General features: G+C 71.0%; 23 protein-coding genes and 1 riboswitch. Of the genes, 12 read left to right on the top strand and 11 right to left on the bottom strand.

Translation table 11 applies throughout. The features are described from left to right. Nucleotides 1-66: 66 nt before the first annotated feature. Nucleotides 67-1497 carry an ATP-binding protein gene (locus tag ACH4TV_RS26395; RefSeq protein ID WP_398402354.1) on the top strand — a complete coding sequence of 477 codons (1431 nt, stop codon included), beginning with the start codon at nucleotides 67-69 and terminating at the stop codon, nucleotides 1495-1497. Between the two features lie 129 nt (nucleotides 1498-1626). On the opposite strand, the gene ACH4TV_RS26390 is transcribed toward ACH4TV_RS26395, so the two are convergent. The 5 genes from ACH4TV_RS26390 to ACH4TV_RS26370 form a co-directional block, all read right to left on the bottom strand. After that, nucleotides 1627-2028 carry an ATP-binding protein gene (locus ACH4TV_RS26390; RefSeq protein WP_398402174.1) on the bottom strand — a complete coding sequence of 134 codons (402 nt, stop codon included), beginning with the start codon at nucleotides 2026-2028 and terminating at the stop codon, nucleotides 1627-1629. Between the two features lie 179 nt (nucleotides 2029-2207). Continuing rightward, nucleotides 2208-2504 (bottom strand): hypothetical protein, encoded by a 297-nt coding sequence (locus tag ACH4TV_RS26385; RefSeq protein WP_398402172.1) that lies wholly within the window; start codon nucleotides 2502-2504, stop codon nucleotides 2208-2210. A gap of 146 nt (nucleotides 2505-2650) precedes the next feature. Beyond that, complete coding sequence (locus ACH4TV_RS26380) at nucleotides 2651-3070, bottom strand: hypothetical protein (protein ID WP_398402170.1); 420 nt, start codon at nucleotides 3068-3070, stop codon at nucleotides 2651-2653. A 124-nt stretch (nucleotides 3071-3194) separates the two neighbouring features. Continuing rightward, the gene (locus ACH4TV_RS26375; RefSeq protein ID WP_398402168.1) at nucleotides 3195-4508 is read right to left on the bottom strand and encodes a metallophosphoesterase; all 1314 of its coding nucleotides are present in this window, start codon (nucleotides 4506-4508) and stop codon (nucleotides 3195-3197) included. Nucleotides 4509-4524: 16 nt separating this feature from the next. Continuing rightward, nucleotides 4525-4767 carry an SCO4848 family membrane protein gene (locus ACH4TV_RS26370; RefSeq protein ID WP_398402166.1) on the bottom strand — a complete coding sequence of 81 codons (243 nt, stop codon included), beginning with the start codon at nucleotides 4765-4767 and terminating at the stop codon, nucleotides 4525-4527. Nucleotides 4768-4882: 115 nt separating this feature from the next. On the opposite strand from ACH4TV_RS26370, the gene ACH4TV_RS26365 reads away from it, so the two are divergent. Continuing rightward, complete coding sequence (locus ACH4TV_RS26365) at nucleotides 4883-6217, top strand: D-alanyl-D-alanine carboxypeptidase family protein (protein WP_398402164.1); 1335 nt, start codon at nucleotides 4883-4885, stop codon at nucleotides 6215-6217. A gap of 205 nt (nucleotides 6218-6422) precedes the next feature. On the opposite strand, the gene ACH4TV_RS26360 is transcribed toward ACH4TV_RS26365, so the two are convergent. The 4 genes from ACH4TV_RS26360 to ACH4TV_RS26345 form a co-directional block, all read right to left on the bottom strand. After that, a complete protein-coding gene (locus ACH4TV_RS26360) occupies nucleotides 6423-7295 on the bottom strand; it encodes a YihY/virulence factor BrkB family protein (protein WP_398402162.1) in 873 nt (290 codons plus the stop codon). 91 nt (nucleotides 7296-7386) lie between these two features. Further along, nucleotides 7387-7965, bottom strand: a complete 579-nt coding sequence (locus tag ACH4TV_RS26355; RefSeq protein ID WP_398402161.1) for a 2'-5' RNA ligase family protein — start codon at nucleotides 7963-7965, stop codon at nucleotides 7387-7389. 176 nt (nucleotides 7966-8141) lie between these two features. Then, nucleotides 8142-9155 (bottom strand): tryptophan--tRNA ligase, encoded by a 1014-nt coding sequence (trpS, locus tag ACH4TV_RS26350; RefSeq protein WP_398402159.1) that lies wholly within the window; start codon nucleotides 9153-9155, stop codon nucleotides 8142-8144. Nucleotides 9156-9301: 146 nt separating this feature from the next. Beyond that, on the bottom strand, nucleotides 9302-10753 hold the full coding sequence (locus ACH4TV_RS26345) for a glycine hydroxymethyltransferase (RefSeq protein ID WP_398402157.1): 1452 nt from the start codon (nucleotides 10751-10753) through the stop codon (nucleotides 9302-9304). A 40-nt stretch (nucleotides 10754-10793) separates the two neighbouring features. Continuing rightward, nucleotides 10794-10882: riboswitch (ZMP/ZTP riboswitch) on the bottom strand. A gap of 140 nt (nucleotides 10883-11022) precedes the next feature. On the opposite strand from ACH4TV_RS26345, the gene rocD reads away from it, so the two are divergent. From rocD to ACH4TV_RS26305, 8 genes are read left to right on the top strand one after another with little or no spacing between them, the layout of a single operon-like run. Next, nucleotides 11023-12255, top strand: a complete 1233-nt coding sequence (gene rocD, locus ACH4TV_RS26340; RefSeq protein WP_398402155.1) for an ornithine--oxo-acid transaminase — start codon at nucleotides 11023-11025, stop codon at nucleotides 12253-12255. Nucleotides 12256-12314: 59 nt separating this feature from the next. After that, nucleotides 12315-13226, top strand: a complete 912-nt coding sequence (locus tag ACH4TV_RS26335; RefSeq protein WP_398402352.1) for a hypothetical protein — start codon at nucleotides 12315-12317, stop codon at nucleotides 13224-13226. Nucleotides 13227-13267: 41 nt separating this feature from the next. Next, complete coding sequence (locus ACH4TV_RS26330) at nucleotides 13268-13909, top strand: antibiotic biosynthesis monooxygenase (RefSeq protein WP_398402350.1); 642 nt, start codon at nucleotides 13268-13270, stop codon at nucleotides 13907-13909. Between the two features lie 22 nt (nucleotides 13910-13931). Then, nucleotides 13932-16130, top strand: a complete 2199-nt coding sequence (gene pabB, locus ACH4TV_RS26325) for an aminodeoxychorismate synthase component I (protein WP_398402153.1) — start codon at nucleotides 13932-13934, stop codon at nucleotides 16128-16130. Next, nucleotides 16127-17695: a benzoate-CoA ligase family protein gene (locus ACH4TV_RS26320; RefSeq protein WP_398402151.1), complete on the top strand. Its 1569-nt coding sequence runs from the start codon at nucleotides 16127-16129 to the stop codon at nucleotides 17693-17695. The genes pabB and ACH4TV_RS26320 overlap by 4 nt, the downstream gene beginning before the upstream one ends. Before the next feature lie 59 nt (nucleotides 17696-17754). Next, nucleotides 17755-19341 (top strand): class I adenylate-forming enzyme family protein, encoded by a 1587-nt coding sequence (locus ACH4TV_RS26315; protein ID WP_398402149.1) that lies wholly within the window; start codon nucleotides 17755-17757, stop codon nucleotides 19339-19341. After that, the gene (locus tag ACH4TV_RS26310) at nucleotides 19338-20558 is read left to right on the top strand and encodes an FAD-dependent monooxygenase (protein ID WP_398402147.1); all 1221 of its coding nucleotides are present in this window, start codon (nucleotides 19338-19340) and stop codon (nucleotides 20556-20558) included. The genes ACH4TV_RS26315 and ACH4TV_RS26310 overlap by 4 nt, the downstream gene beginning before the upstream one ends. Before the next feature lie 16 nt (nucleotides 20559-20574). Further along, on the top strand, nucleotides 20575-21411 hold the full coding sequence (locus ACH4TV_RS26305) for an aminotransferase class IV (protein ID WP_398402348.1): 837 nt from the start codon (nucleotides 20575-20577) through the stop codon (nucleotides 21409-21411). Nucleotides 21412-21499: 88 nt separating this feature from the next. Here the strand turns inward: ACH4TV_RS26305 and ACH4TV_RS26300 are convergent, their stop codons facing one another. Beyond that, nucleotides 21500-21994, bottom strand: a complete 495-nt coding sequence (locus ACH4TV_RS26300; RefSeq protein WP_398402145.1) for a carboxymuconolactone decarboxylase family protein — start codon at nucleotides 21992-21994, stop codon at nucleotides 21500-21502. A 94-nt stretch (nucleotides 21995-22088) separates the two neighbouring features. Next, nucleotides 22089-23522, bottom strand: coding sequence for a PLP-dependent aminotransferase family protein (locus ACH4TV_RS26295; protein ID WP_398402143.1), 1434 nt, complete (start codon nucleotides 23520-23522; stop codon nucleotides 22089-22091). A gap of 47 nt (nucleotides 23523-23569) precedes the next feature. Between ACH4TV_RS26295 and ACH4TV_RS26290 the strand changes: the two genes are divergently transcribed. Continuing rightward, nucleotides 23570-24061 carry a carboxymuconolactone decarboxylase family protein gene (locus tag ACH4TV_RS26290; RefSeq protein ID WP_398402141.1) on the top strand — a complete coding sequence of 164 codons (492 nt, stop codon included), beginning with the start codon at nucleotides 23570-23572 and terminating at the stop codon, nucleotides 24059-24061. Then, on the top strand, nucleotides 24058-24771 hold the full coding sequence (locus ACH4TV_RS26285; protein ID WP_398402139.1) for an isocitrate lyase/phosphoenolpyruvate mutase family protein: 714 nt from the start codon (nucleotides 24058-24060) through the stop codon (nucleotides 24769-24771). The genes ACH4TV_RS26290 and ACH4TV_RS26285 overlap by 4 nt, the downstream gene beginning before the upstream one ends. The last annotated feature ends 110 nt before the right edge of the window (nucleotides 24772-24881 follow it).

Raw genomic sequence — 24881 nt, 5'->3', positions numbered from 1 at the left:
GGGGCGGGATGGGGCCGTACCTTCCGGTGCAACCGCGGGATCCACTCCCTGCGGGCCAAGCTCACGATGGCCAACGTGGCGCTGCTCGCCCTCGGCATCGTCATGGCGACCGTGGTGAGCGTGATGGGCATGCGGCTGTATCTGCTCGACAGCGTCGACACGGAGTTGATGGGCACCCGCGACTCGATCGGCGGCTCCCGGGTCACGCTGGCGCAGATCGACTCGCTGAGCGCGTTCGCCGCACTGACCGACAGGTTCCCGCTCGACTCCGGTGACACCGGCGGCAGTTCGTCGGGCACCGGGTCCGCGAACGCCGACTCCCTGGTGTCCGACGGCATCTTCGTGGTCGTCGGCACGAACGGGCAGGCCACGCCCGTCGCCGGGCTCACGCCCACCGCCAACCAGCGCGCCCTCGCCGCCGCCGTCTCCGACCCGGCCGCCCTCGTCCGCGACGACGAACCGCACGACCTGCGGGTGCGGGGCGCCCCCTACCGTGTCACCGCCGCCCACCTCGCCGACGGCACGACCGTGCTCCTCGCCACCTCGACGGACGCCCTGCACGACGTCCTCGGCAAGGCGCTCAAGCTCGACCTCACCGTCGGGACGCTGCTGCTCGCGCTGCTCGCCGTGCTCACGATGTTCAGCGTGAGCCGCCGGATGGCGCCCCTGGAGGACATGGTCGAGACCTCCACGGCCATCGCCGAGGGGGATCTCACCCGGCGGGTCCCGTCCAGCCGCGAGGCCACCCTGGAGGTCGAACAGCTGCGGGTCGCCCTCAACACCATGCTCCACCAGGTGGAGTCGGCGTACCGCACCCGCGAGCGCAGCGCGGCCCAGCTGCGCCGGTTCGTCGCCGACGCCTCGCACGAACTGCGCACCCCGCTGTCCGCGATACGCGGCTACCTCCAGTTGTACGACAAGGGCATGCTGACCGACCCGGACGAGCGCCGGCGCGCCTGGGACCGGATGAACGGCGAGGCGGACCGCATGGGGCGCCTGGTGGACGAGCTGCTCACCCTGGCCCGGCTGGACCAGCGGCCCGAACTACGGCTGAAAAACGTCGACTTGAGCCGTCTGGTGCGGGAGGCGGCGGAGGATCTGCGGATCCAGGAACCGGAGCGGCCGGTCAGCGTGGCCGCCGAGGGGGCGCTGCTGGTGCGGGCCGACGAGTCGGGGCTGCGGCAGGTGCTGGGCAATCTGGTGGGAAACGTCCGCACCCATACGCCCGCTGATGTGCCGGTGCGGCTCGGTGTGGAGCGGGTGGACGGTGTCGTACGGCTGTGTGTCGCGGACGAGGGGCCGGGGCTGGCGGAGGAGGATGCGGCGCGTATCTTCGACCGGTTCTTCCGGGCGGGGGGCGAGGCGGGGAGCGGGTTGGGGCTGGCGATCGTGCAGGGGGTTGTGCTGGCGCACGGGGGGTCGGTGGCCGTGCGGACCGCCTCCGGCGGGGGGTTGGCGGTTACGGTGACTTTGCCGGAGCGGGGGGTGTGTGCGTGAGTTCGGGTGGGCCTCTTCGGGGGGGGGCTGACTGTCCGGTTGTTCAGGTGCGGGTTCGTCGTGGCTTGTCGCGCAGTTCCCCGCGCCCCTGAGGGGCGCGCCTTACTGGGCGCGTCTGTCCCCGCGCCCCTACAGGGGCGCCGTTACCAGGGCCCATACCGTTTTTCCGTGTTTTCCTCGGCTCCAGACGCCCCAGGTTGTCGCGAGGTGCTCGACCAGGTGGAGGCCGCGGCCGTGTTCCTCCCACTCGTTCACGGATCTGAGCCGGGGTTCCGTGGCGCTCTCGTCGGAGACCTCGATGAGGCAGGAGCCGTCGGCGAGGGCGGTCACGGCGACCTCGAACTCCCGCTCCAGGAGCGGGCCGTGGCGTACGGCGTTGGTGGCCAGCTCGGAGACGAGCAGGACGGCGTCCGCCAGCGCCGGGTCGTCGGCGTCGTGCCCCCAGTCGGCCAGATGGTCCCGGACCCGGCGCCGGGCGAGCCCGACGGACGCCGGATGCCGGGGCAACCGGAAGGCGTTGCGTCTCAACACGTTTGCTCCTCACCCCGCCCACACCTTCACCACACATGGTGCTGCGTCGGGTACCCCTCCGGCGTCACTCGGGCGAATGTCATTGGAGCGAGATCGCGTCAGAATCCCGTTAAGTCCCCACATCCCTTACCCTGCCCGCACGTTGGTGTGAGACTCGGCCCGGAGAGTCCGTCGTCCTTCTACAGCTGACGCCGGCGTTCCTCGATCAGCGTCCGGTACTCGGCGTACCAGAACTGCCGGCCGGATCGCTCCCGCAGTTCGCCGAGCAGATACGGCAGCCAGGCCGTCGGCACCGGGCGTGTGCTGCCCGGTTCGGTGTCCTCGGCGCCGGTGTCCAGCGCCGAGTAGAGCCAGGCGTCCCGCCCGAGGGTCCGGGCGACGAGGACGCCGGTGAGCGGCAGGACCAGAGTCTCGATCACAGCGACCGGCCGGACGGCCGCGTCCGGCAGGAACCAGATCGCCACGGCGACGCCCACGCTCAGGGCAATATGCGCCCAGGGTTTCAGGACCCGTGTGCCCTCAAAGGAGCCTTTCGGCTGCCCCGAGCCGGGCGAGGGGAGACGGACTCTCCTTCGTCCTCGGTGCCTTCTCCTCACCTCTGTCTTCGGGTGGACATCGCCCCTCAGTCCACGGCCGCCATACACACCAGCACGGTCCACAGCACGATCACCACACCCGCCCTGACCGCGATCACCAGGTCGACAGCGCGCCCCAGCCGCTGCCCCGGGAGACCCGGGCGGCCGCGCAGCAGCCGGGTGAGCAGAAGCGATCCCGCGGTGACGTACGCGAGCAGATAGAAGGGCCGGGCGCTCGGGTACTGGGGTTCCCACGGATCGGCGGACATGTTCTCCAGGTCGAGGAGAACGGCGAGGGCGAACCAGACCAGCACGGAAGCTCCGGTGAGGAAGCCTTCGAGGGTGGCGGAGATCAACGGCCGCTGCCGGCCGAAGCGCCGGAGGGCGGCGAGGGGCCGGGTGCCGGTGTCGGGCAGGTGCCCCGTCCTGGCGGTCGTGGTCTTCGGGGACACGCTCTTCGCGGTCATGGCGGAGGAACTCCTTCGGACGCTACGACGGGAACCGCCCTCAAGGGACGGGGAGTTGACGGGAGCAGCGCCCCCATCATCCACTCTTCCACCGTGGGACGGCGTCCCCGGCCCCGTCCCCGTCTCACGCCTGGCGCGACGCCAGTTCCACGACGGTGATGTCCGACGGCGCGCCCACCCGCGTCGGCGGCCCCCACGCGCCGGCGCCCCGGGAGACGTACAACTGCGTGTCCCCGTACTGTTCCAGGCCCGCGAGGGTGGGGTTGGCGAGGTCGGCGAGGAAGTTGCCGGGCCACATCTGGCCGCCGTGGGTGTGACCGGAGAGCTGGAGATCGACGCCGTACTCGACGGCATCGTCGATCTGCACGGGCTGGTGGGCGAGGAGCACGCTCGTCCGTGAGGTGTCGCGGTCGCCGAGCGCCTTGGTGAAGTCGGGGCCCTGGCCCTCGCTCTCACCCGCGATGTCGTTGACACCGGCGAGGTCGAAGGCGGGCAGTTCGACACGCGCGTTCTCCAGCGGGCGCAGACCGAGCCGCCGTACCTCCTCGACCCACTCCTCGGCGCCGGAGAAGTACTCATGGTTCCCGGTCACGAAGAACGCCCCGTGGCGGGCCCGGAGTTGGGCGAGGGGGGCGGCCGCGGGGCCGAGGTCCTTCACGCTGCCGTCGACCAGGTCGCCGACGACCGCGATCAGGTCGGGCTGCGTGGAGTTGATCGTGTCGACGACCTTCTGCGCGAAACCCCGGCCCAGGACGGGCCCGAGGTGGATGTCACTGACGACGGCGATCCTGTACCCGTGGGCGCTGCGCGGGAGTCGGGCCAACGGCACGGTCACGCGCTTCACCCGGGGGCCGCGCACGACGCCGTACGTGCCGTATCCGACGGTCCCGGCGGCGACCACGGCGGCCGAGCCGGCGACCACACGGGAGACGAAGAGGCGCCGGGAGGGGGCGGCGAGGAGGCGGGGGGAATCCGGGGTGGCCGAGGAGTCCGGGGCATCCGACGTGTTCGGGGCGTCCGGGGTCTCAGGAGTCCCTGTGGCGGATGCCGGGCTCTCGGACGCGGTCGCCGGTACGGTTTCGGCCTTTCGGAGCTGTACGGGCGGTACGGGCACCTCGGCCGGCCGGCGCCGTTCCAGGAAGCGCCGCAGCAGTGGCCGTACGACCTCGCCCGCGACCAGGGCCAGCGCCAGGTAGATGGACAGGGCCAGCCACAGGAAGCCCGGCCAGGCCAGCGTGCGCTGGAGCCAGAAGGGCGCGCCGCCGCGCTCGGCGACGAACGCGGCGATCATCAGTACGGGTGCGGCGACGTACGCCACGGTGCCGACGCGGCGGGCGCGGCCGGGGCCGGGGGTCGTGTCGCGCACCAGGCGGCGCCACATGTACCAGTGCAGGGCGACAAGCGCGGCGACCGCGAGGAGCAGGAAAACGATGACCATGCGGGTGTGTCTCCCGTTATGACGTCTGGCGCAAAGCGCGCAGTCCGCGCAACCCGATGCCCCCGACAACCGTCCCCAGTACGAAGGAGACGACCGCGAGCACCAGATGCACCCAGAAATACGACGTCGGGGTCCCCGCGTCGTCGAACGCGAGCCCGCTGCCGTCCTTGACAAGATTCTTGACGAAAGTGACCCAGATGACCCAGCTCCACACCCCGAAGGCGAGCAGGAACCAGGAGACGGGACGGCTGAGCTTCATGACTCCAGTATCACCGTCCGGTGCCGGGTCCCTCGGCCGGGGTGGTGAGGACGGCGCGACTGCGTGGTCAGGGCGCGGTACGACTTCGCGGGCTCGTACATGTACGTTCTCGATCGTGTCCGCCTCGAAAAAGACCACCAAGCAATCTCTGCTGGTCACTTCCGCCACGTTTTTGTCCGCGTTGTCCCTGTCACTGACCGCGCCCGTACCGGCGTTCGCGGCCCCGAAGCCCTCGCCGTCACCGACGCCGAGCGGCACGCCGTCGGCCACTCCCCCGGCGAACATGTCGACCGTGGGCGGGGAACGGCTCGGGGAGGCCGGGACGCAGGTGAACCTCTCGGACGGGGTGCCGGTGATCCCCAAGGACATCAGCGCCCGCTCGTGGATCGTCTCGGACGCCGAGTCCGGTGATGTGCTCGCCGCGCACAACCCGCACTGGCGGCTGCCTCCGGCGAGCACGCTGAAGATGCTGTTCGCCGACACCGTGCTGCCGAAGTTCCCGAAGACGATGGAGCACAAGGTCACGGCCGCCGAGCTCGCGGACGTCGGCGCCGGCTCCAGCATGGTCGGCATAAAGGAGAAGGAGACCTACACGGTCCACGATCTGTGGCTCGGCGTCTTCCTTCGCTCCGGCAACGACGCGGTGCACGTGCTGTCCCACATGAACGGTGGCGTCGCGGCCACGGTCAAGGAGATGAACGAGCACGCGGAGGAACTCCAGGCGCTCGACACCAACGTGCTGAGCCCCGACGGCTACGACGAGCGGGGGCAGGTGTCGTCGGCGTACGACCTGACGCTGTTCGCCCGCTCCGGGCTCCAGAAGAAGGACTTCCGCGAGTACTGCTCGACCGTGACGGCCAAGTTCCCGGGCGAGACGAAGAAGAACAAGCAGGGCAAGGTGGTTCGGGGGTCCTTCGAGATCCAGAACACCAACCGGCTGCTCTCCGGTGCCTCGGAGGTCGGCGTGTACCCGGGCATCGCGGGTGTGAAGAACGGCAACACCACCAACGCGGGCTCGACCTTCACGGGGGTTGCCGAGCGGGGCGGCAAGGTGTTGCTGGTCACGGTCATGAACCCGGAGAAGGACGAGCACAACCAGGTCTACAAGGAGACCGCCCGGCTGCTCGACTGGGGCTTCCAGGCTGCCGGAAAGGTGCAGCCGGTGGGCGAGTTGGTCGCGCCCAGGGGCGCGGCGGGGTCGAGCGCCCAGCCGGACGCGGACGAGACGGCTTCCGATTCCGGTTCGGGTTCCGGGGAGGCGGGCGGATCCGGCAAGGGCGACGCCTCCGCGTCACCGTTGGCGAACGCGTCGTCCGAGGCCGGGTCGGACGAGGGCGGGATCGGTATCGCCCTCGCGATCACCGGCGGGGTGTTGGTGCTGCTGGCGGGCGGCGCGTTCCTGATCAACCGCCGGTGGCCCCTGCCGGAACTGGTACGCCGGCGCCGGTGAGTTCGCTCGCCCCCGCCGCCCTTACCCGTCCCATCCTCCGGGGCTCCGCCCCCGAACCCCCGCTCCTCAAACGCCGGAGAGGCTGAGTAATTCAGCCCGTCCGGCGTTTGAGGACAAGGCCCGTTCAGGGCCGACAGCGGGGGTCTGGGGGCGCAGCCCCCAGGGATGGGACGGGTAGGGGCGGCGGGGGCGAAGAACAACGGCCTCAGGCGTCCGCCTCGTCGGACGCGTCCTCGCTCGGCGTAGCCGTCCACGCCGCGCAGAAGAGGACGAGTTTCGACGTGAAGTTGATCCACAGCAGCAGGGCCACGGGGACGCCGAACGCGCCGTACATGCTCTTCCCGGCCACGTCCTGCATATAGCTGCTGAGCAACAGCTTCAGCAGCTCGAACCCGGCCGCCCCGATCAACGCGGCGACGACCAGCCGCCGCCGGGTCGGCTCCACCCCCGGCAGCAGGGTGAGGACGTACAGGAGCAGCAGGAAGGCGGCGAGTACGGCGACGGCGAACGCGGCCAGGCGCAGCAGCACCGCGCCCCAGCCGGCCTCGTCGATGCCGACGCCCTGTGCCACCCACCCGACCGCCGCCGAGGCGACCGTGGACGCGACGATCGTGACGAGCACGGCGCCGCCGAGCCCGACCAGCACACCGGTGTCCTTGACCTTCCGCAGTATCGGGTTCCCCTCGTCGTCGGGGAGTTCCCACACCGCCCGCAGACACTCCCGCATCGAGCCGACCCACCCGATGCCAGTGAACAGCAGCACGGCGCCCGCGATCACCCCGATCGTGCCGGCGTTCTGGACGAGACCGTCGATGTCCAGCTGCTCGGAGATACCGGGCACCTGCTCGGCGATCTTGTCCTCCAGCTCGTGCTGCTGCCCGGTGCTGAGCGTGGCCGCGGCGACCGCGGCGGCCACGGTGAGGAGCGGGAACAGCGCCACGAAGCTGATGAAGGTCATCGCGGCGGCGAGCCGGGACCACTTCACGCGGTCGAGGCGTTCGTACGACCGCCACGCGTGCGTGGCCATCAGGCGGACGACGATCGGTCCGACGCCGGGGAGCTTTTTCAGCCAGTCCATGATCCGACTCTGCCCTCGTTACGGCCATTTGGGAAAACCCCATGCCCGTGTACCCCGGAAACGGCGATGGCAGAGGGGCCAAGGGCCGGGACTACCTGGTCGGAAGGGTGTCGTGTTCCGCGTGGGTCGCCTGCGGCGGCACCGCGGCCGAGCCGAAGGGGAACTCGCGCAGTTTGCGCCACACCGCGTCGGCGCCCTGTTCGTAGAGGGCGAAGCCGGTGCAGGGCCAGCCCGCTTCATAGTCGGCGAGTTCCGCGAAGGCGCGGTCCATCGCCTCGTCGTCGATGCTGTGCGCGACCGTCACATGCGGGTGGTACGGGAACTGGAGTTCGCGCGCCACCGGCCCGGACGCGTCACGGACCTGCTTCTGGAGCCAGGTGCAGGCTTCCGCGCCCTCGGCGATCCGGACGTACACGACGGGCGACAGGGGCCGGAAGGTGCCGGTGCCGGACAGCCGCATCGGGAAGGGCCGGCCCGCGGAGGCCACCTCCACGAGGTGTGCCTCGATGGCGGGCAGCGCCGAGCCGTCGACCTCCGTGGGCGGCAACAGCGTGACGTGGGTGGGGATAGCGTGAGCAGCGGCGTCGCCGAAGCCCGCGCGCCGCTCCTGGAGCAGGCTGCCGTGGGGCTCCGGGACCGCGATCGACACACCGATCGTTACGGTCCCCACGTCGTCTCCTGTTCGTCGCATCGGTGTCACTCATGCCGGTTGTTCATATGGGGTGTTGCTCGTACCGGTCGGCTATCGACTGTACGGGCACGGCGGGTCTGCGGGCAGGCGCAACCGTAGTGATGTGCAGCGCTCTGGGCGCCGGGTCGTGCGCCGTGCGGCGGGTGGTACGGGTGTCAGTGCTTCGCGGGCAGGAAGCCGACTCGCTCGTACGCCTGGGCGAGCGTCTCCGCGGCGACGGCCCGTGCCTTCTCCGCGCCCTTGGCCAGGATCGAGTCGAGCGTCTCCGGGTCGTCCAGATACTGCTGGGTGCGCTCCCGGAACGGCGTCACGAAGTCGACGACGACCTCGGCGAGGTCCACCTTGAGCGCACCGTAGCCCTTGCCCTCGTAATTCCGCTCAAGTTCGGCGATTTCCGTGCCGGTGAGGGTCGAGTAGATGCCGAGCAGGTTGCTGATGCCGGGCTTCTCGGCCGGGTCGAAGCGGATCACGGTGTCGGTGTCCGTGACCGCGCTCTTGACCTTCTTCGCGGTGGTCTTCGGGTCGTCTAGCAGGTTGACGAGCCCCTTCGGGGTCGACGCCGACTTGCTCATCTTGATCGACGGGTCCTGAAGGTCGTAGATCTTCGCCGTCTCCTTCAGGATGTACGGCTTCGGGATCGTGAAGGTCTCGCCGAACCGCCCGTTGAAGCGCTCGGCGAGGTCGCGGGTCAGCTCGATGTGCTGGCGCTGGTCCTCGCCGACCGGCACCTCGTTCGCCTGGTAGAGCAGGATGTCGGCGACCTGGAGGATCGGGTACGTGAACAGCCCGACGCTCGCCCGGTCGGCACCCTGCTTGGCGGACTTGTCCTTGAACTGGGTCATGCGGGACGCCTCGCCGAAGCCGGTGAGGCAGTTCATGATCCAGGCGAGCTGGGTGTGCTCGGGGACGTGGCTCTGCGCGAAGAGCGTGCAGCGCTCCGGGTCCAGGCCGGCCGCGAGGAGCTGGGCGGCGGCGAGCCGGGTGTTGGCGCGCAGGTCGGCCGGGTCCTGCGGGAGCGTGATCGCGTGCAGGTCGACGACCATGTAGAACGCGTCGTGCGACTCCTGGAGGGCTACCCACTGGCGGACGGCGCCGAGGTAGTTGCCGAGGTGGAACGAGCCTGCGGTGGGCTGGATTCCGGAGAGCACGCGGGGACGATCAGAGGCCATGCTCACCATTCTCTCAGAGGGTTCGGGTGGGATTGGCCCGAGAGGGGTGGGGTGGTTCGGTGCGTGGGGGACTGCGGGCCGGTGGGGGCCGTTCGCGCCCCGCGGCGGAGCCGCAAATCGATGCGGCCCCGCGCCCCTGAAAGATGTCAGCCGAGGTCGATTTCCGGGTACAGCGGGAAGCCCGCCACCAGGTCTGTCGCTCGGTGGGAGATCTCGTCCGCGATCTTCGCGTCCAGGACGTGGGACGCCTTGCTCGGGGCGCCCGACTTGGTCGTGCCGGCCTCCGTGGCCGTGAGGACGCGGTCGATGAGGCCGGCGACCTCGTCCATCTCGGCGGTGCCCAGCCCACGCGTGGTGAGGGCGGGCGTGCCGATGCGAATGCCGGAGGTGTACCAGGCGCCGTTCGGGTCCGCCGGGATGGAGTTGCGGTTGGTGACGATGCCCGAGTCGAGGAGCGCGGTCTCGGCCTGGCGGCCGGTGAGGCCGTAGGAGGAGGCGACGTCGATCAGGTTGAGGTGGTTGTCGGTGCCGCCGGTGACGAGGGTGGCGCCCCGGCTCATCAGGCCCTCGGCGAGGGCGCGGGCGTTGTCGACGATGCGCTGGGCGTAGTCCTGGAAGGCGGGCTGCCTGGCCTCCGCCAGAGCCACCGCCTTCGCCGCCATGACGTGCGGGAGGGGGCCGCCGAGGACCATCGGGCAGCCGCGGTCGACCTGGTCCTTGAGGGAGTCGTCGCACAGGACCATGCCGCCGCGCGGGCCACGCAGCGACTTGTGGGTGGTGGTCGTCACGATCTGGGCGTGCGGGACCGGGTCGAAGTCGCCGGTCAGGACCTTGCCCGCGACGAGGCCCGCGAAGTGGGCCATGTCCACCATCAGCGTGGCGCCGACCTCGTCGGCGATCTCGCGCATGATCCGGAAGTTCACGAGCCGGGGGTAGGCGGAGTAGCCGCCGACGATGATCAGGGGCTTGAAGTCACGGGCCGACGCCCGCAGCGCCTCGTAGTCGATGAGGCCGGTCGCCGGGTCGGTGCCGTAGGAGCGCTGGTCGAACATCTTGCCGGAGATGTTCGGGCGGAAGCCGTGGGTGAGGTGGCCGCCGGCGTCCAGGGACATGCCGAGCATGCGCTGGTTGCCGAAGGCCTGGCGCAGCTCGGCCCAGTCGGCGTCGGAGAGGTCGTTGACCTGGCGGGCGCCGGCCTTCTCCAGGAACGGGGCCTCGACGCGGTCGGCGAGTACGGACCAGAAGGCGACGAGGTTGGCGTCGATGCCGGAGTGCGGCTGGACGTAGGCGTGCCGGGCGCCGAAGAGTTCGCGGGCGTGCTCGGCGGCGAGGGACTCGACGGTGTCGACGTTGCGGCAGCCGGCGTAGAAGCGGCGGCCGACGGTGCCTTCGGCGTACTTGTCGCTGAACCAGTTGCCCATGGTCAGCAGGGTGGCCGGGGAGGCGTAGTTCTCGGAGGCGATCAGCTTGAGCATCTCGCGCTGGTCGGCGACTTCCTGGCCGATGGCGTCGGCGATGCGCGGTTCGACGGCGCGGATCACGTCGAGGGCGGCGCGGAAGGCCGTGGATTCGGTGGAGAGGGGCTGCTGCTCTGACATGACGGCCTCCGGGCGGCGTGGCTGAAACGGTCACGGTTCACGGTTCGGCCCAGGCGCACGGCACTGATCACTCACGGGCCGCTCCCCGATGGTCCGTCCCATCCCAGCGCGCCAGTCACGGCCCGTCGGCCAGCCTACCGGGCGCGCCCTGGGCCGGAGGCTCCGCGTCCACCATGCGAGCGACGGAAGAAGGCCGAACAGAAGACCGAACAAGGGGGATGGAAGGACGATAGAAGGGAGGGGCGGTCACACATCCCCCGGGAGGTCCCGTGACCACGACGGACACGACGGAAGCGCTCATCGCGGCGGCCGACGCGCACAGCGCGCACACCTACGCCCCGTTGCCGGTGGTGGTCGCCACCGCGGACGGCGCCTGGATGACGGATGTGGAGGGCCGCCGGTATCTGGATCTGCTGGCCGGTTACTCGGCGCTGAACTTCGGGCACGGCAACCGGCGGCTGATCGACGCGGCGAAGGCGCAGCTGGAGCGGGTGACGCTGACGTCGCGGGCGTTCCACCACGACCGGTTCGCCGCGTTCTGTACGGAGCTGGCGGCGCTGTGCGGCATGGAGATGGTCCTGCCGATGAACACGGGCACGGAGGCGGTGGAGACCGCGGTGAAGACGGCCCGGAAGTGGGGGTACCGGGTCAAGGGCGTGCCGGCCGAGATGGCCAAGATCGTCGTCGCGGGCAACAACTTCCACGGCCGTACGACGACGGTGATCAGCTTCTCCACGGACTCCCAGGCCCGGGCGGACTTCGGCCCGTACACGCCGGGCTTCGAGATCGTGCCGTACGGGGATCCGACCGCCCTGCGTTCCGCTGTCACCGAGAACACGGTGGCCGTGCTGCTGGAGCCGATCCAGGGCGAGGCGGGGGTACGGGTGCCGCCGGCCGGTTATCTGCGGGGTGTGCGGGAGCTGACGCGGGAGCGGAACGTGCTGTTCGTGGCGGACGAGATCCAGTCGGGGCTGGGGCGGACGGGACGGACGTTCGCGTGCGAGCACGAGGGCGTGGTGCCCGACGTGTACGTGCTGGGGAAGGCGCTCGGGGGCGGGGTGGTGCCCGTCTCGGCGGTGGTGTCCTCGCGGGAGGTGCTCGGGGTGTTCCGGCCGGGTGAGCACGGGTCGACGTTCGGCGGGAATCCGCTGGCGTGCGCGGTGGCGCTGGAGGTGATCGCGATGCTCAGGTCCGGCGAGTTCCAGGCGCGGTCGGCGGAGCTGGGCGCGCATCTGCACCGGGAGCTGGGGGCGCTGGCCGGTACGGGCAGGGTGACTGCGGTGCGCGGGCGAGGGCTGTGGGCGGGCGTCGACATCGCACCGGCGTACGGCACGGGCCGGCAGGTCTCCGAGCGGCTGATGGACCGGGGTGTGCTGGTGAAGGACACCCACGGCCCGACGATCCGCATCGCACCGCCCCTCGTCATCAGCGAGGAGGATCTGGACTGGGGGCTGGCGCAGCTGCGAGCGGTGCTCACGGCGCCCGAGCGGTTCTCCAAGTAGTTGCCCCACCGCCCCGACCGGTGGTTCTCCCTCACTACAGTCGCTTTGTGCTCTTTGGAATGGTGTGCGCGCTCGGCGCGGCGGTCTGCTTCGGTACGGCGACGGTGTTGCAGGCGATGGCCGCGCGGGCGGCGGCCGGCACCGCCGGTGCCGGTGGCGGTCCGGGCGGCGACGCGGCGTTGCTGCTGCGGGCGGTGCGGCAGTGGCGGTACATCGCCGGGCTGGCGCTGGACGGGATCGGCTTCCTCTTCCAGATCGCCGCGCTGCGGTCCGTTCCGATCTACGCGGTCGGCGCGGCGCTGGCCGCGAGTCTCGCCGTCACCGCGGTGGTCGCCGCCCGGCTGCTGCGGGTGCGGCTGAGCAGGGTGGAGTGGGCCGCGGTGGGGGTGGTGTGCGCGGGCCTGGGGATGCTGGGGCTGGCGTCGGGGACGGAGGGTGAGCGGGCGGGCTCGGATGTGCTGAGGTACGCGATGCTCGCGACCGCCGGGTGCGTGCTGGTGCTGGGGCTGATGGGCGGGCGGTTGCCGGAGCGGGTGCGGGGGCTGACGCTCGGGTTGGGGGCCGGGTTCGGGTTCGGGGTGGTCGAGGTGTCGGTGCGGCTCATCGACGAGGTGTCGGTGGGGGCGCTGGTGGGGAACGCGGCGACGTACGCGCTGGTGCTGGGGGGCGCGGCGGCGTTTCTGTCGCTCACGTCGGCGTTGCAGCGGGGGGCCGTGACGGTGCCGACGGCGGGGATGGTGATCGGGGAGACGATCGGGCCGGCCCTGATCGGGGTGGTGTGGCTCGGGGACCGCACGCGGGAGGGGCTGGGGTGGCTGGCGGTGACGGGCTTCGGGGTCGCTGTGCTGGGCGCGCTGGCGCTGGCGCGGTTCGGTGAGGCGCCCGAACGGGTTTCGCCCCCGCTGGACCACTCCAGCCCATCTGGGGGTCCCCCTCTGGGGGAGTTTGAGGACAAGCCCGTTCAGGGCTGATAAAGAGTTATGTTCCGGACATTCACACGGAGATTTTGAAAATCTTCGTTGAAGGTTTGAGCGTGATCGCTGCTCGGTCCGTATCTGACAGCGTGACCAGGAATCCCGTTACCGTCACGGTGGCGTATCACGTGATCCCGGGCCGCGAGACCGAGTTCCACTCCTGGGGGTGGGCCTTACTACGTGCAAGTGCACGTGAGCCGGGTTTTCTGGGGGGTGGTGTGCTTGTCGACGGAGAGGCGGACTGGCATGTGGTCTATCGCTTCGACAGTGATAGTTCTGCCCTCGCCTGGGAGAACTCCGTCACCTGGGCCCAATGGGCGGCCAAGGCGGAGGGTCTTGCCGGAGAGACCGGGCGCCGCCGCGTCCAGGGCTCCAAGACATGGTTCGACGCCCAGACCGACGCACCGGCCGCCGCACCGGCTCCACCCCGGCCGCCGTCGAAATGGAAACTGTGGTTCGTGAACATGAGCGCGGTGTTTCCGCCGGTGCTCATATTCAATCTGACCGTTCTCCCCTATCTCGGCGGACTCAATCCGCTCATTCGCACGCTGCTGCTGTGTCTGTCCGTGACGGCACTCGTCACCTGGATTCTCATGCCGCGCCTTCAGCGTTTCTTCAAGAAATGGCTGTACCCGCCGCTCCAGGCGCTTCGTGGACGGCACAAAAGGCGAACCGCATGAACGATACAAGGGAGGTGGGCGGGTGAAGACCCTGCTCATCGACAATTATGACTCGTACACGTACAACCTGTTCCAGCTGATCGCCGAGGTCAACGGCGAAGAGCCGGTGGTGATCCGCAACGACGCGCCGACCAGCAGAATCGACAGTCTGCTGGAATTCGACAAGTTCGAGAACGTGGTCGTCTCCCCCGGCCCCGGGCATCCGGGCACCGCCCGCGATTTCGGGATCAGCGCACGTGTACTCGCCGAGTCCCGGGTCCCCGTACTCGGCGTCTGCCTCGGCCACCAGGGCATCGCGCTCGGCGAGCAGGGAGGCCGGGTCGTGCCCGCCCCCGAGCCCCGGCACGGATATCTGTCCACGATCCGGCACGACGAGCAGGACCTCTTCAAGGGGCTGCCGCAGCACTTCACCGCCGTCCGCTACCACTCCCTCTCCGTGCGCGAGCCGCTGCCCGAGAGCCTCCAGGCCACCGCCTGGGCCGAGGACGGCGTCCTGATGGGCCTGCGGCACCGCACCCGGCCGCTGTGGGGCGTGCAGTTCCACCCGGAGTCCGTCCTCACCGAGTACGGCCGCCGCATGCTGATGAACTTCCGCAACCTCACGGCGGAACGCGCCCGCAAGCTCCGTACGAAGAACACCGCCGTCACCCGCACCGCGGCGGCGATCCGCGAGCCGTCCTCCCCGGCGCCCACCGTCCGCATCCCCGCGCAGCGCCGTTCCTCGGCGCCGCGCCCCACCCACCGTCTGCACATCCGCCGGATCGCCGGGGCCGTCGACACGGAGGCCGCCTTCGGCCGGATGTACGCCGGCTCGCCGCGCGCGTTCTGGCTGGACAGCTCGCAGGTCGAGAAGGGGCGGTCGCGGTTCTCGTTCCTCGGGGACGGGTCGGGTCCGCTCGCCGAGTTCGTGCGCTACGACGTGACGAGCGGCGTCTGTGAGATCGAGCGGGAGGGGCGGCCCACACGCAAGGTCCGGGCGAGCGTCTTCGACTACCTGAAACGGCAGTTGACGAACCGACAGGTGGACGCCACCGGCCTGCCCTTCGACTTCACCGGCGGATACGTCGGCTACTTCGGGTACGAGACGAAGGCGGACTGCGGAGCCTCGCCCAACGTCCACCGGGCCGAAACCCCCGACGCCTGCTGGCTGTTCGCGGACCGGCTGATCGCGGTCGACCACCAGGAGGGCTTCACCTACGCCGTCTGTGTCGCCGAGGACACCCAGCAGGCCACGCTGGAGGCCGCCGACTGGCTCGACAGCGCGCTGGCCCAGCTCACCTTCGTGTCCGGGGAGCAGCCGCCGCTGCCCGCACCGGCCGCCGAGCCGGACCTCGCCGCCGCCGAGCCGTGGCTGGTGCGCGACCGGGACACCTATCTGGCCGACATCGCCGCCTGCCGACGGGAGTTGACCGCCGGCACAAGCTACGAGGTCTGTCTGACCAACGCGGCCCGGCTGCCCGCCCCGCCTGACGCGTACGACTTCTACCGGGTCCTGCGCCGCGTCAACCCGGCGCCGTACGCGGCCTTCCTGCGGTTCGGCGACCTCGACGTGGCCGGCTCCTCCCCCGAGCGGTTCCTGCGGATCACCCGGGACGGCATGGCCGAGGCCCGGCCCATCAAGGGCACCGCCCCGCGCGGCGACGAGCCGGAGGAGGACGACCGCCTCCGGGACTCGCTGGCCGCCGACGACAAGACGCGCGCCGAGAACCTGATGATCGTCGACCTGCTCCGCAACGACCTGGGCCAGGTCTGCCGCACCGGCACGGTCCGTGTCTCCCGGCTCATGGTCGCCGAGACGTACGCCACCGTGCACCAGCTCGTCTCCTACGTCGAGGGACGGCTGCGCGAGGGCACCGGCGCGGTGGACGCCGTCCGCGCCTGCTTCCCCGGCGGCTCCATGACCGGGGCGCCCAAGCTGCGCACGATGGAGATCATCGACTCGCTGGAGACCGAGGCCCGTGGCGTGTACTCCGGCGCCCTCGGCTACCTGGGGTGCAGCGGCGGGGCGGATCTCAGCATCGTCATCCGGACCGCCGTGATCGCCGACGGGGAGATGCAGTTGGGCGCGGGAGGCGCGATCGTCCTCGACTCGGACCCGGTCGCGGAGTACGACGAGATGCTGCTGAAGACGGCCGCGCAGATGCGGGCGTACGAGGAGTACCAGCACGAGCACCAGGAGTCCTCGTCGCTGTCGGCCGCCACCGAGGAGGCCGCCCGATGACGAGCCCCCGGTCCGCCACCGCTCCCCCGGCCCCCGCCGAGGCCGAGGTCCCCGGCAACCTCGCCGCGCACCTCACCGACCTCGCCGAGCGGCGCGGATGGACCGGCCGGGCCGCCTTCCACCAGGGCCACCGGGTCTGGACACACGGCGAGGTGCACGACCTGGCCGCCCGTACGGCGACGGTGCTCGCCCAGCACGGGGTGGGCGCCGGCGACCGGGTGCTGCTCGCCCTGCCCGACGGCATCACCTGGGTGACCGCCTTCCTCGCCACCGCCCGGCTCGGTGCCGTGGCCGTCCTGGTCAACCCCGAACTCCCGCCCACCGACCACGCGTTCATGACCGAGGACGCCCGGGCCGTGCTGTGCGTGACCGGACCGGGCCTGGAGGAGTGCGAGGGGGACGGGGAACAGAAACGTTTCGCGGGCCGGCCCCTCCTCGGCGCCGACCAGCTGGCCGCCCTCGCCGCCACCGCCGAACCGGCCGCCACCGCCTGCCCGGTGGACGCGCACACCCCCCTGTACGTGCAGTACACGTCCGGAACCACCGGGCGCCCCAAGGGAGTTGTGCACAACCACGGCGACCCGAAGACCTACCACGACCTCATCGGGCGCCGCCTGCTCCGCATCACCCAGGACGACGTCACCCTCTCCGTCTCGAAGCTGTACTTCGCCTACGGCTTCGGCAACGCCTTCGTCTTCCCGCTCTTCTCCGGCTCGTCGGCCGTCCTGGTGGACCGGCGTCCGACCCCGGCCGCCGTCGACGAACTCGTCGCCCGGCACCGGGTGACGCTGATCTACTCGGTGCCGTCGGCGTACGCGGCCCTGGTCACCGACCGGGGTGGCGGCCACCAGGCCTGCTTCGCCTCCGTACGGGCCGCCGTGTCGGCCGGCGAGGGCATGCCGAAGGGCCTCGGGCAGCAGGTCGGCGAGCTGCTCGGCGCGCCGGTGCTGGAGCAGATCGGCTCCACGGAGGCCGGACACGCCTTCTGCGCCAACAGCCTCGACCACAACCACCCCGGTACGGTCGGCCGCCCCGTCCCCGGCTTCGAGGTCGAGCTGCGCGACCGCGCCGGGCTCCCGTTACCCGGCGGCGGGGTGGGAGCGGAGGGCGAACTCTGGGTGCGTGGGCCCACGTTGACGAGCGGCTACCTCAACCGGCCCGACGAGACGGCCCGTTCACTGGTCGGCGGCTGGCTGGCCACCCGTGACCGGGCGCTGCGTGAACCGGACGGCACCTACCGGCATCTGGGCCGCGCCGACGACATGGAGATGGTCGGCGGGATCACGGTCTCCCCACTGGAGGTGGAGGCCGTACTGCGCACCCATCCGGCGGTGAAGGAGGTCGCCGTCGCCGCCCTCACCGACGAGCGGGGCTTCAGCAGGCTGCGTGCCTTCGTCGTCCCCGTCGGACCGGTCCGGGCGGGCCTGGAGACCGAGCTCATCGAGCTGGCCCGCGCCCGCCTCGCCGCCTTCAAGGCCCCCAGAAGCGTCAGCTTCGTCCCGTCACTGCCCCGCACCTCGACCGGGAAACTCCGCCGCCACCTGGTCCGCCAGGGCGCCTGGTGACCGCCACCGCCCCCGCAACCGTCACGACCGCCTGCCGTACATCAGAAGGGAACGGGCGCATGCCACAGCAGCAGCCCCTGCTCGCCGACCGCGGTTTCTATCTGGGCCCCATCTTCCGGCGGGCCGCCGACCGCCACGGAGCCGTCTTCGTCACCCTGGACCGGCCGCTGGACGTCGCCCCCGATCTCGGCGTCGACCTCAGCTACCCCCAACTGGCCGATCTGGTCGAGGAGTTGTCGGCCCGACTGTGGGCGGCCGGAGTACGGCCGTCCGAGGAGGTGGTCGTCCACAAGACGGACAACGTCGACATCGTGCTGCTGACCTGTGCCGTCTCCCGCATCGGCGCGGTCCCCGTGCTCCTCTCCCCCGGCCTCGCCGGACCGGTCGTCGGCCAGCTGCTGGCCCGTCTGCACCGCCCCTGGCTGCTCACCGACAGCGCCAAACTCACCGGCCCACTGGCGGAGTTGGACCTCTCACCGCTGGTCCGCAGAATCCTCTCCGTCGACGCCGGCGCAGACGCCACCGCGTCCGGCGCGGAACCCCTGGCCATGTACGCCGGTGCGGAGCCCGCCGCGCCCGTCCGTCTCCACCCCCGCGAACCCGCCCTGATCACCCACAGCTCGGGCACCACCGGCGTGCCCAAACTTGCCGTGCACTGCGCGAACACCATGTGGAACCGCCTCGTACCGCAGCAGGCGATGGGCTGGCCGACGCGCGGTGAGACGGCCGCGCTGCACATGTCCTTCGTGCACTCGCGCTTCTACCATCTCCTCGGCGTGCTCCTGCACTTCGGCAGCCCCCTGCTCCTGATCACCGACCCGACCCCGGCCGCCGTGGGCCCACTGCTCGCCCGCCACCGCCCGGGCATCGTCGAGACCCACCCGAACACCTTCGTCCTGTGGGAGGAGTTGGCGGACGCCCCGGGTCAACCCCTGTCGCGCGTACGGTCGTACGGGTCGACGTTTGACGCGATCCACCCGCGGACCGTGAAGCGGCTGCTGGGCGCCTCGAAGCGCCGTAGCGCCTGGCTGATCCAGCTGTACGGGCAGAGCGAGACCGGGCCCGTCGCCTTCCAGTGGTTCACCCGGCGCAGCGCGGCGAAGGCGGACGGCCGACGGGTCGGGATCGGGATACCCGGGTTCACCCGCGTCCGGGTCACGGACGACAACGGGCAGCCTGCCGCGCCGGGGAAACCGGGCCGCATCGAGGCCCGTACGCGCGGGCGCATCCTCACCTACCTCGGCGCGCGCGAGCAGTACGAGCGCCAGCTGGACAGCGGCGGATGGTGGCAGATGGGCGACATGGGCTACCGGAGCAGGCTCGGCGCCCTCTACCTCATCGACCGTGAGATCGACCAGATCGACTCCGTGCACAGCAACCTGGAGGTCGAGGACACGCTGATGGACCGGCTGGAGGAGCTGCGCGAGGTCGTCATCGTGCCGGGCGCCGACCGCGAGCCGGTGCCCGTGATCTGCGTACGGGACGAAGTGCCGTTGGACCCGGACCGCTGGCGCCGGGCGACGGCGGACCTGCCGACGATGGCCGAGCCCCGGCAGTGGCGGTTCGAGGAGCTGCCGATGACGGCGACCTGGAAGGTGAAGCGGGTGGAGATCAGCCGCATGCTGGCCGAGAGCGCACGCGCATGAACCCGCCTGACACCGGCCAGGTACTGGTCGTGGGCGCGGGCCCCGTCGGCCTCTCCGCCGCGCTCGCTCTCCGCGCCCACGGACTGCCCGTCGTCGTCCTGGAGTCGGACCCCGAGGACCGTGAACGCCCGGGCAGCCGCGCTCTGTTCGTGCACCGCGAGACCCTGCGCCTGCTGGACGGGATGCGCCCGGGCCTGGCCGCCGAGTTCACGTCGTACGGACGCACGTGGCACACCCGGCGCACGCTGTACCGGGGCCGCGAGGTCTACTCCCGCACCTTCCCCGAGACGCCGAACCCACCGACGGCCGTCCCACCCTTCACCAGCCTGCGCCAGGTCGACACCGAGCGCTTCCTGCGCGCCGCCTGCCGGGACGCGGGCGTGGAGTTCGCGTGGGGGGTACAGGTGACGGGCGTACGTTCCTCGCCGACCGGAGTGACGTTGTCCGACTCCGACGGCGGCCTCTGGCACGGCACCCATGTCGTCGCCGCCGACGGTGCCCGCTCGGCGGTCCGGGCGGCGTTGGGGATCACCATGGAGGGCACGCGCTCGGAGGGGTTCCACGTGGTCGTGGACGTCGCGGACCTGCCCGGCGCCGAACTGCCCCTGGAACGCGTCTTCCACTACGAACACCCGGGCGTGGGCGGCCGAAGCGTGATGCGCGTGCCCTTCACCGGCGGCTTCCAGGTCGACCTCCAGTGCCTGGACGACGACCGCCAGGAGGCGTACGGCACGGAGGAGGCCGTACGGGACTGGCTGCCGGCGGTGCTGGGGGCGTCCGGGTACGGGGAACAGATCCTGTGGGTGTCGACGTACCGCTTCCTGCGCAAGGTCGCGGACGCGTTCACCGATCCGCACCGGCGGGTGCTGCTCGTCGGGGAGGCGGCGCATCTGTTCCCGCCGTTCGGGGCGCGCGGCATGAACAGCGGGATCGCGGACGCGGCGGCAGCGGCGGACTCGATCGCGGCGGTGACCCGGACGGGGCTGGCGGGAGCGGTCACCGAGTTCGCCGAAGTGCGGCGCGCGGCGGCCCTGTTCAACAGCGCGGCCGCCGGTAGCGCGCTGGACCACCTTCGTCCACGGCGCCGGATCGTCCGGGCCAAGCAGCGCGCGGCGGCGGCACTGTCCCCGGTCCTGCCCTGGTGCGGATCGTGGCTGGAGCACGCGCCGTACGGCCCCCGGACCGGGGCACCGGCCGTGGCCGGCCGCAAGTACTGACCGAGAAGAGCACGTGATGACACTGACCCAACCAGGAACCACCCAACCGGCGATCAGGGAAGGCCTGTTGACGTGGTCGCCGCGCCGCGGGCTGACCGGACCGGGCTCGGGAGACGGCGTACCGACGGTGGGCGAGCGGCTGGTGGTCGCCGACTCCTGGCTGCTGCGCGACGGCCGGGTACGCGCCCTCGCCCGGCACCGGGAACGCTTCCTGCGGTCCTGCGGTGACTGCGGCGGCCCTTCGCTGCGTCAACTGGTCGACTTCTGGCGGGACATGAGCGCCACGCTGCCCCGCACCGGGGAGTGGTTCCCCCGGGTGGAACTGGGCGCGGAGTCAAGGGAGTTGAGGCTCCTTCTCCGCCACGCGCCACCGCTCGGCACAGGCGTACGGGTCTGGGCGACGGGCCAGACCGATCCGCGCACCACCCCCCGCCGCAAGGGTCCGGACCTGGACATCCTGGCCCGGGTCCGGCAGCGCGCGTCCTACGTGGGTGCGGACGAGGCGGTACTGATCGCGCCCTCGGGCCTGGTCCTGGAGGGTGCCACCTCCAGCGTCCTGTGGTGGGAGGACGACACCCTGTGTCTGCCCTCGCCACAACTCCCCGTCCTGCCCGGGGTCACCGCCGCCCTCATCCAGGAGCGGGCCCAGCGCACCGGCATCCGCGTCGCCCACCGCGAACGCACCCTCGCCGACCTGGACGGCCGAGAGGTGTGGCTGGTCAACGCGCTGCACGGAATCCGCCCGGTGACGGAATGGACGGGCGAAACGGAACCGCTTCTACGGGCGGGGCCCGCATCGCGGGCGCCCGAATGGCGGCAATGGCTGGAGACCCTGAGGGAACCGCTGCAATAAACAAACAAAGGTAACGAAGGCAGGGCAGGGAGAAAGGGTAGGGCAGGGAGATATACATTCACCCTGCCCTACCCTTTCACGCCCGAATTCAGCTGCTCTTCTTCGCCGCCGGCTGATAAGCCCCCGGAACCATCCGCGTCGCGATAGCGATCCGGTTGTACGCATTGATGACGGTGGCCGCCCAGATCAGCGCGGCGACCTGCGCCTCGTCGAAGACCCCGGCGGCCTCGGCGTACACGTCGTCCGGCACCTGTCCGTCGTGCACCAAGGTCACTGCCTCGGTCAACGCCAGTGCGGCGCGCTCCCGTTCGGTGAAGAAGGGGGTCTCCCGCCAGGCGTTCAGGGCGTAGATCCGCTGCTCGGTCTCACCCTGGGCGCGGGCGTCCTTGGTGTGCATGTCGAGGCAGAACGCGCAGCCGTTGAGCTGGGACGCGCGAATCCGGATCAGTTCGAGGAGTTCGGGTTCGACCTTGGCATCCTGCGCGGCGGAAACAGCGGCAGCGTGCAGAGCACCCATCGACGCGGAGACATCGGGGGTGACTTTCTTGAGGGCGACACGGGATATGAGTTCAGTGGTGGTCATGGGAATACTGTATCTGCCGAAGAGGACTCCGGGATCGCGAATTCGACGGAATTACGGCGCCGATCCGCCGGGTCATGCGCCATTGCCCCCGCTGTCAGCTCCTCCAGGAACCAGCCACAGCAACCGTCGCGCACAGCTCCTCCAACGCCCCCGCCCACCCATGGTCCGCCGGCGTCCCATACCCCACCACCAGTGCGTCCGTCCGCTCGGCGGTCGACCCGGGGTGGCGGTAGAGGTCGAGGCCGTGCACCGCCAGCCGTCGCCGGACCGCCGCCCGTACGACCGACTCCTCGGCGCCCGGCGGGAGTTGGAGGACCGCGTGCAGACCGGCGGCGATGCCGGTCGCATGTACGCCGGGTGCCCTGGCGGCCAGGGCGGTAACCAGGGCGTCCCGGCGGCGCCGGTAGCGGAGCCGGGCGGCGCGCACCTGACGGTCGTACGCACCCGAGTCGATGAACTCCGCGAGCGTCAGCTGGTCGAGGACACCGCAGGACCAGTCGATTCTGCCCTTGGCCGCGACGACCTCACCGACGAGGGACGGCGGCAGCACCAGCCAGCCCAGCCGCAGGCCCGGCGCCAGCGACTTGCTCGCCGTACCGACGTACACGACCCGGTCGGGATCCAGCCCCTGGAGCGCGCCCACCGCCTGACGGTCGTAACGGAACTCCCCGTCGTAGTCGTCCTCCAGGATCAGTCCGTCGCCTCGCCGCGCCCAGTCCACGATCGCGGCCCGCCGGTCCGGATGCAGCGACTTTCCGATCGGAAACTGGTGCGCGGGGGTCAGCAACACAGCTCGTATGTCAGCCAGTTCGCCGTCGCCGCTGGTCAACTCCTCCGTACGGGTGCCCAGTTCGTCGAGGCCGAGGGGCACCGTCCGCAACCCCGCCCGCTCCAGCAGCCGCCAGTGCGTGTCCAGCCCGTACGACTCCACGGCCAGGGACCCGTGCCCCCGGCCCCGCAGTACGGCGCCCAGCAGCATCAGCCCGTGCACGAAGCCGGAGCAGATGACGATGCGGTCGGGATGGGTGTGGACGCCACGGGCGCGCGCCAGATAACCGGCCAGGGCGGTACGGAGTTCCACGCGTCCGCGCGGGTCGGAGTAGCCCAGGGCCTCGTTCGGGGCGTTGGTGAGGGCACGGCGGGATGCCTTGAGCCAGGCGGCGCGGGGGAAGAAGGACAGGTCGGGGCTGCCGGGGATCAGGTCGTGCACCGGCGGGAACGGTGAACGCGGGTGCCGGGTCGGACCTGCGGACGGGCGGGGCACCGGCCGTTCCGCGACGCTGGTGCCCGAGCCCTGGCGGGCGGTGAGCCAGCCCTCGGCGACCAGATCGGCATACGCGTCGGCGACCGTGTTGCGCGCGATGCCGAGATCGGCGGCGAGGGAGCGGGAGGAGGGCAGCCGGATACCGGGCGCCAGCCTGCCCCCGCGCACCGCTTCCCGGATCGCGTCCGTCAGCCCTCTGCGCACGCCGGTACCGGTCGGGTCGACGTGGAGGTCCACTCCCGAAGTGGCCCAGGTTCCTGCCATGGAAATGGACCATACTCTTGGGCTACTCGGCTCCTAGGGTCGATGGCATGACCACCTATGAGAAAGCCCCCCGTCTCCCCTGGGCCCAGCTCGCCCCCGACGTCTTCCAAGCCATGATCCGGTTGGACTCGGCGGCAAAACAGGGCCTCGACCCGGTGCTCTGGGAGCTGGTGAAGATCCGGGCCTCGCAGATCAACCACTGTGCCTACTGCCTGGACATGCACACCAAGGACGCGCTCGCGGCCGGCGAGAGCGTGGAGCGGATCGTCCAGCTCAGCGCGTGGGAGGAGTCCGCGCACTTCTACACGGAGAAGGAGCTGGCCGCGATCCGGCTGACCGAGGCGGTGACCGTCCTGACCGACGGCTTCGTACCGGACGCGGTCTACGAGCGCGCCGCCCGCCACTTCGAGGAGGCCGAACTGGCCCACCTGATCGCCGGGATCACGGTCATCAACGCCTGGAACCGCTTCGCCGTGACGACCCGTATGGTCCCGGGGCACTACACACCCGGCCAGTACGCGACCGGCGGCGCCAAGTGACGGTGGACGTCTTCCGGGCCCTGCACCAACAGCGTTTCCCCGGCGACCCGTTGGTCCTACCCGGCCCCTGGGACGCCGTCAGCGCACGGGAGTTCGCCGCCGCCGGGTTCCCCGCCCTCGCGACGCCCAGCGCCGGGATCGCGGCCTCGCTCGGGTACGCGGACGGGGACACGCCCGTCGACGAGATGTTCGCGGCGGTCGCGCGGATCGCCCGTGCCGTGGACGTACCCGTGTCGGCGGACGTGGAGGACGGATACGGGCTGGCGCCAAGGGAGTTGGTGGAGCGGCTGCTGGCAGCGGGCGCCGTCGGCTGCAACCTTGAGGACTCCCACGCGGGCGCCCTCAAGGACCCGCACGCGCACGCCGACCGGCTCGCCGAGGTACGGGACGCGGCGGGCGACCGCCTCTTCCTCAACGCGCGCGTCGACACGTTCGCGTACGGCGACCAGGACCCCGAACAGGCCATCAGGCGGGCCGCGTTGTACGTGGCCGCTGGTGCCGACTGCGTGTATCCCATCGAGGCGCCGCTCGCCGTACTGCCGCGGCTGCGGTCGGGGATCAAGGGCCCGCTCAATGTGTTCGCCACGCTCGACGGACCCTCCCCGGCCGAACTCGGCGAGCTCGGAGCCACCCGCGTCACCTTCGGCCCGGGCCTGCTGCGGCGGGCGACCGAGGCGCTGCGGGGAATCGCGGGCGAGCTGAGGCGGTAAGGCGGTAAGGGGTAGCGGGGGGGGGGGCGCGGCCCCCCCCCCCCCCCCCCGCCCCCCCACCCCCCCCAACCCCAACCCAAGCCCCCCGTAACGGCGGACCCCAACCCCCC

Source organism: Streptomyces sp. NPDC020898 (assembly GCF_044333925.1).
GTDB lineage: Bacteria > Actinomycetota > Actinomycetes > Streptomycetales > Streptomycetaceae > Streptomyces.
This window is presented reverse-complemented; position numbering and strand designations above follow the sequence as displayed.

Excerpts from the sequence above, each read along its gene's own strand:
- ACH4TV_RS26395 (WP_398402354.1), top strand. The coding sequence starts at position 67 with ATGGCCAACGTGGCGCTGCTCGCCCTCGGCATCGTCATGGCGACCGTG.
- ACH4TV_RS26375 (WP_398402168.1), bottom strand. The coding sequence starts at position 4,508 with ATGGTCATCGTTTTCCTGCTCCTCGCGGTCGCCGCGCTTGTCGCCCTG.
- ACH4TV_RS26295 (WP_398402143.1), bottom strand. The coding sequence starts at position 23,522 with ATGGCAGGAACCTGGGCCACTTCGGGAGTGGACCTCCACGTCGACCCG.
- ACH4TV_RS26310 (WP_398402147.1), top strand. The coding sequence starts at position 19,338 with ATGAACCCGCCTGACACCGGCCAGGTACTGGTCGTGGGCGCGGGCCCC.
- ACH4TV_RS26315 (WP_398402149.1), top strand. The coding sequence starts at position 17,755 with ATGCCACAGCAGCAGCCCCTGCTCGCCGACCGCGGTTTCTATCTGGGC.
- trpS (WP_398402159.1), bottom strand. The coding sequence starts at position 9,155 with ATGGCCTCTGATCGTCCCCGCGTGCTCTCCGGAATCCAGCCCACCGCA.
- ACH4TV_RS26335 (WP_398402352.1), top strand. The coding sequence starts at position 12,315 with ATGGTGTGCGCGCTCGGCGCGGCGGTCTGCTTCGGTACGGCGACGGTG.
- ACH4TV_RS26380 (WP_398402170.1), bottom strand. The coding sequence starts at position 3,070 with ATGACCGCGAAGAGCGTGTCCCCGAAGACCACGACCGCCAGGACGGGG.
- ACH4TV_RS26300 (WP_398402145.1), bottom strand. The coding sequence starts at position 21,994 with ATGACCACCACTGAACTCATATCCCGTGTCGCCCTCAAGAAAGTCACC.
- ACH4TV_RS26305 (WP_398402348.1), top strand. The coding sequence starts at position 20,575 with ATGACACTGACCCAACCAGGAACCACCCAACCGGCGATCAGGGAAGGC.
- ACH4TV_RS26370 (WP_398402166.1), bottom strand. The coding sequence starts at position 4,767 with ATGAAGCTCAGCCGTCCCGTCTCCTGGTTCCTGCTCGCCTTCGGGGTG.
- ACH4TV_RS26345 (WP_398402157.1), bottom strand. The coding sequence starts at position 10,753 with ATGTCAGAGCAGCAGCCCCTCTCCACCGAATCCACGGCCTTCCGCGCC.
- ACH4TV_RS26290 (WP_398402141.1), top strand. The coding sequence starts at position 23,570 with ATGACCACCTATGAGAAAGCCCCCCGTCTCCCCTGGGCCCAGCTCGCC.
- ACH4TV_RS26320 (WP_398402151.1), top strand. The coding sequence starts at position 16,127 with ATGACGAGCCCCCGGTCCGCCACCGCTCCCCCGGCCCCCGCCGAGGCC.
- ACH4TV_RS26360 (WP_398402162.1), bottom strand. The coding sequence starts at position 7,295 with ATGGACTGGCTGAAAAAGCTCCCCGGCGTCGGACCGATCGTCGTCCGC.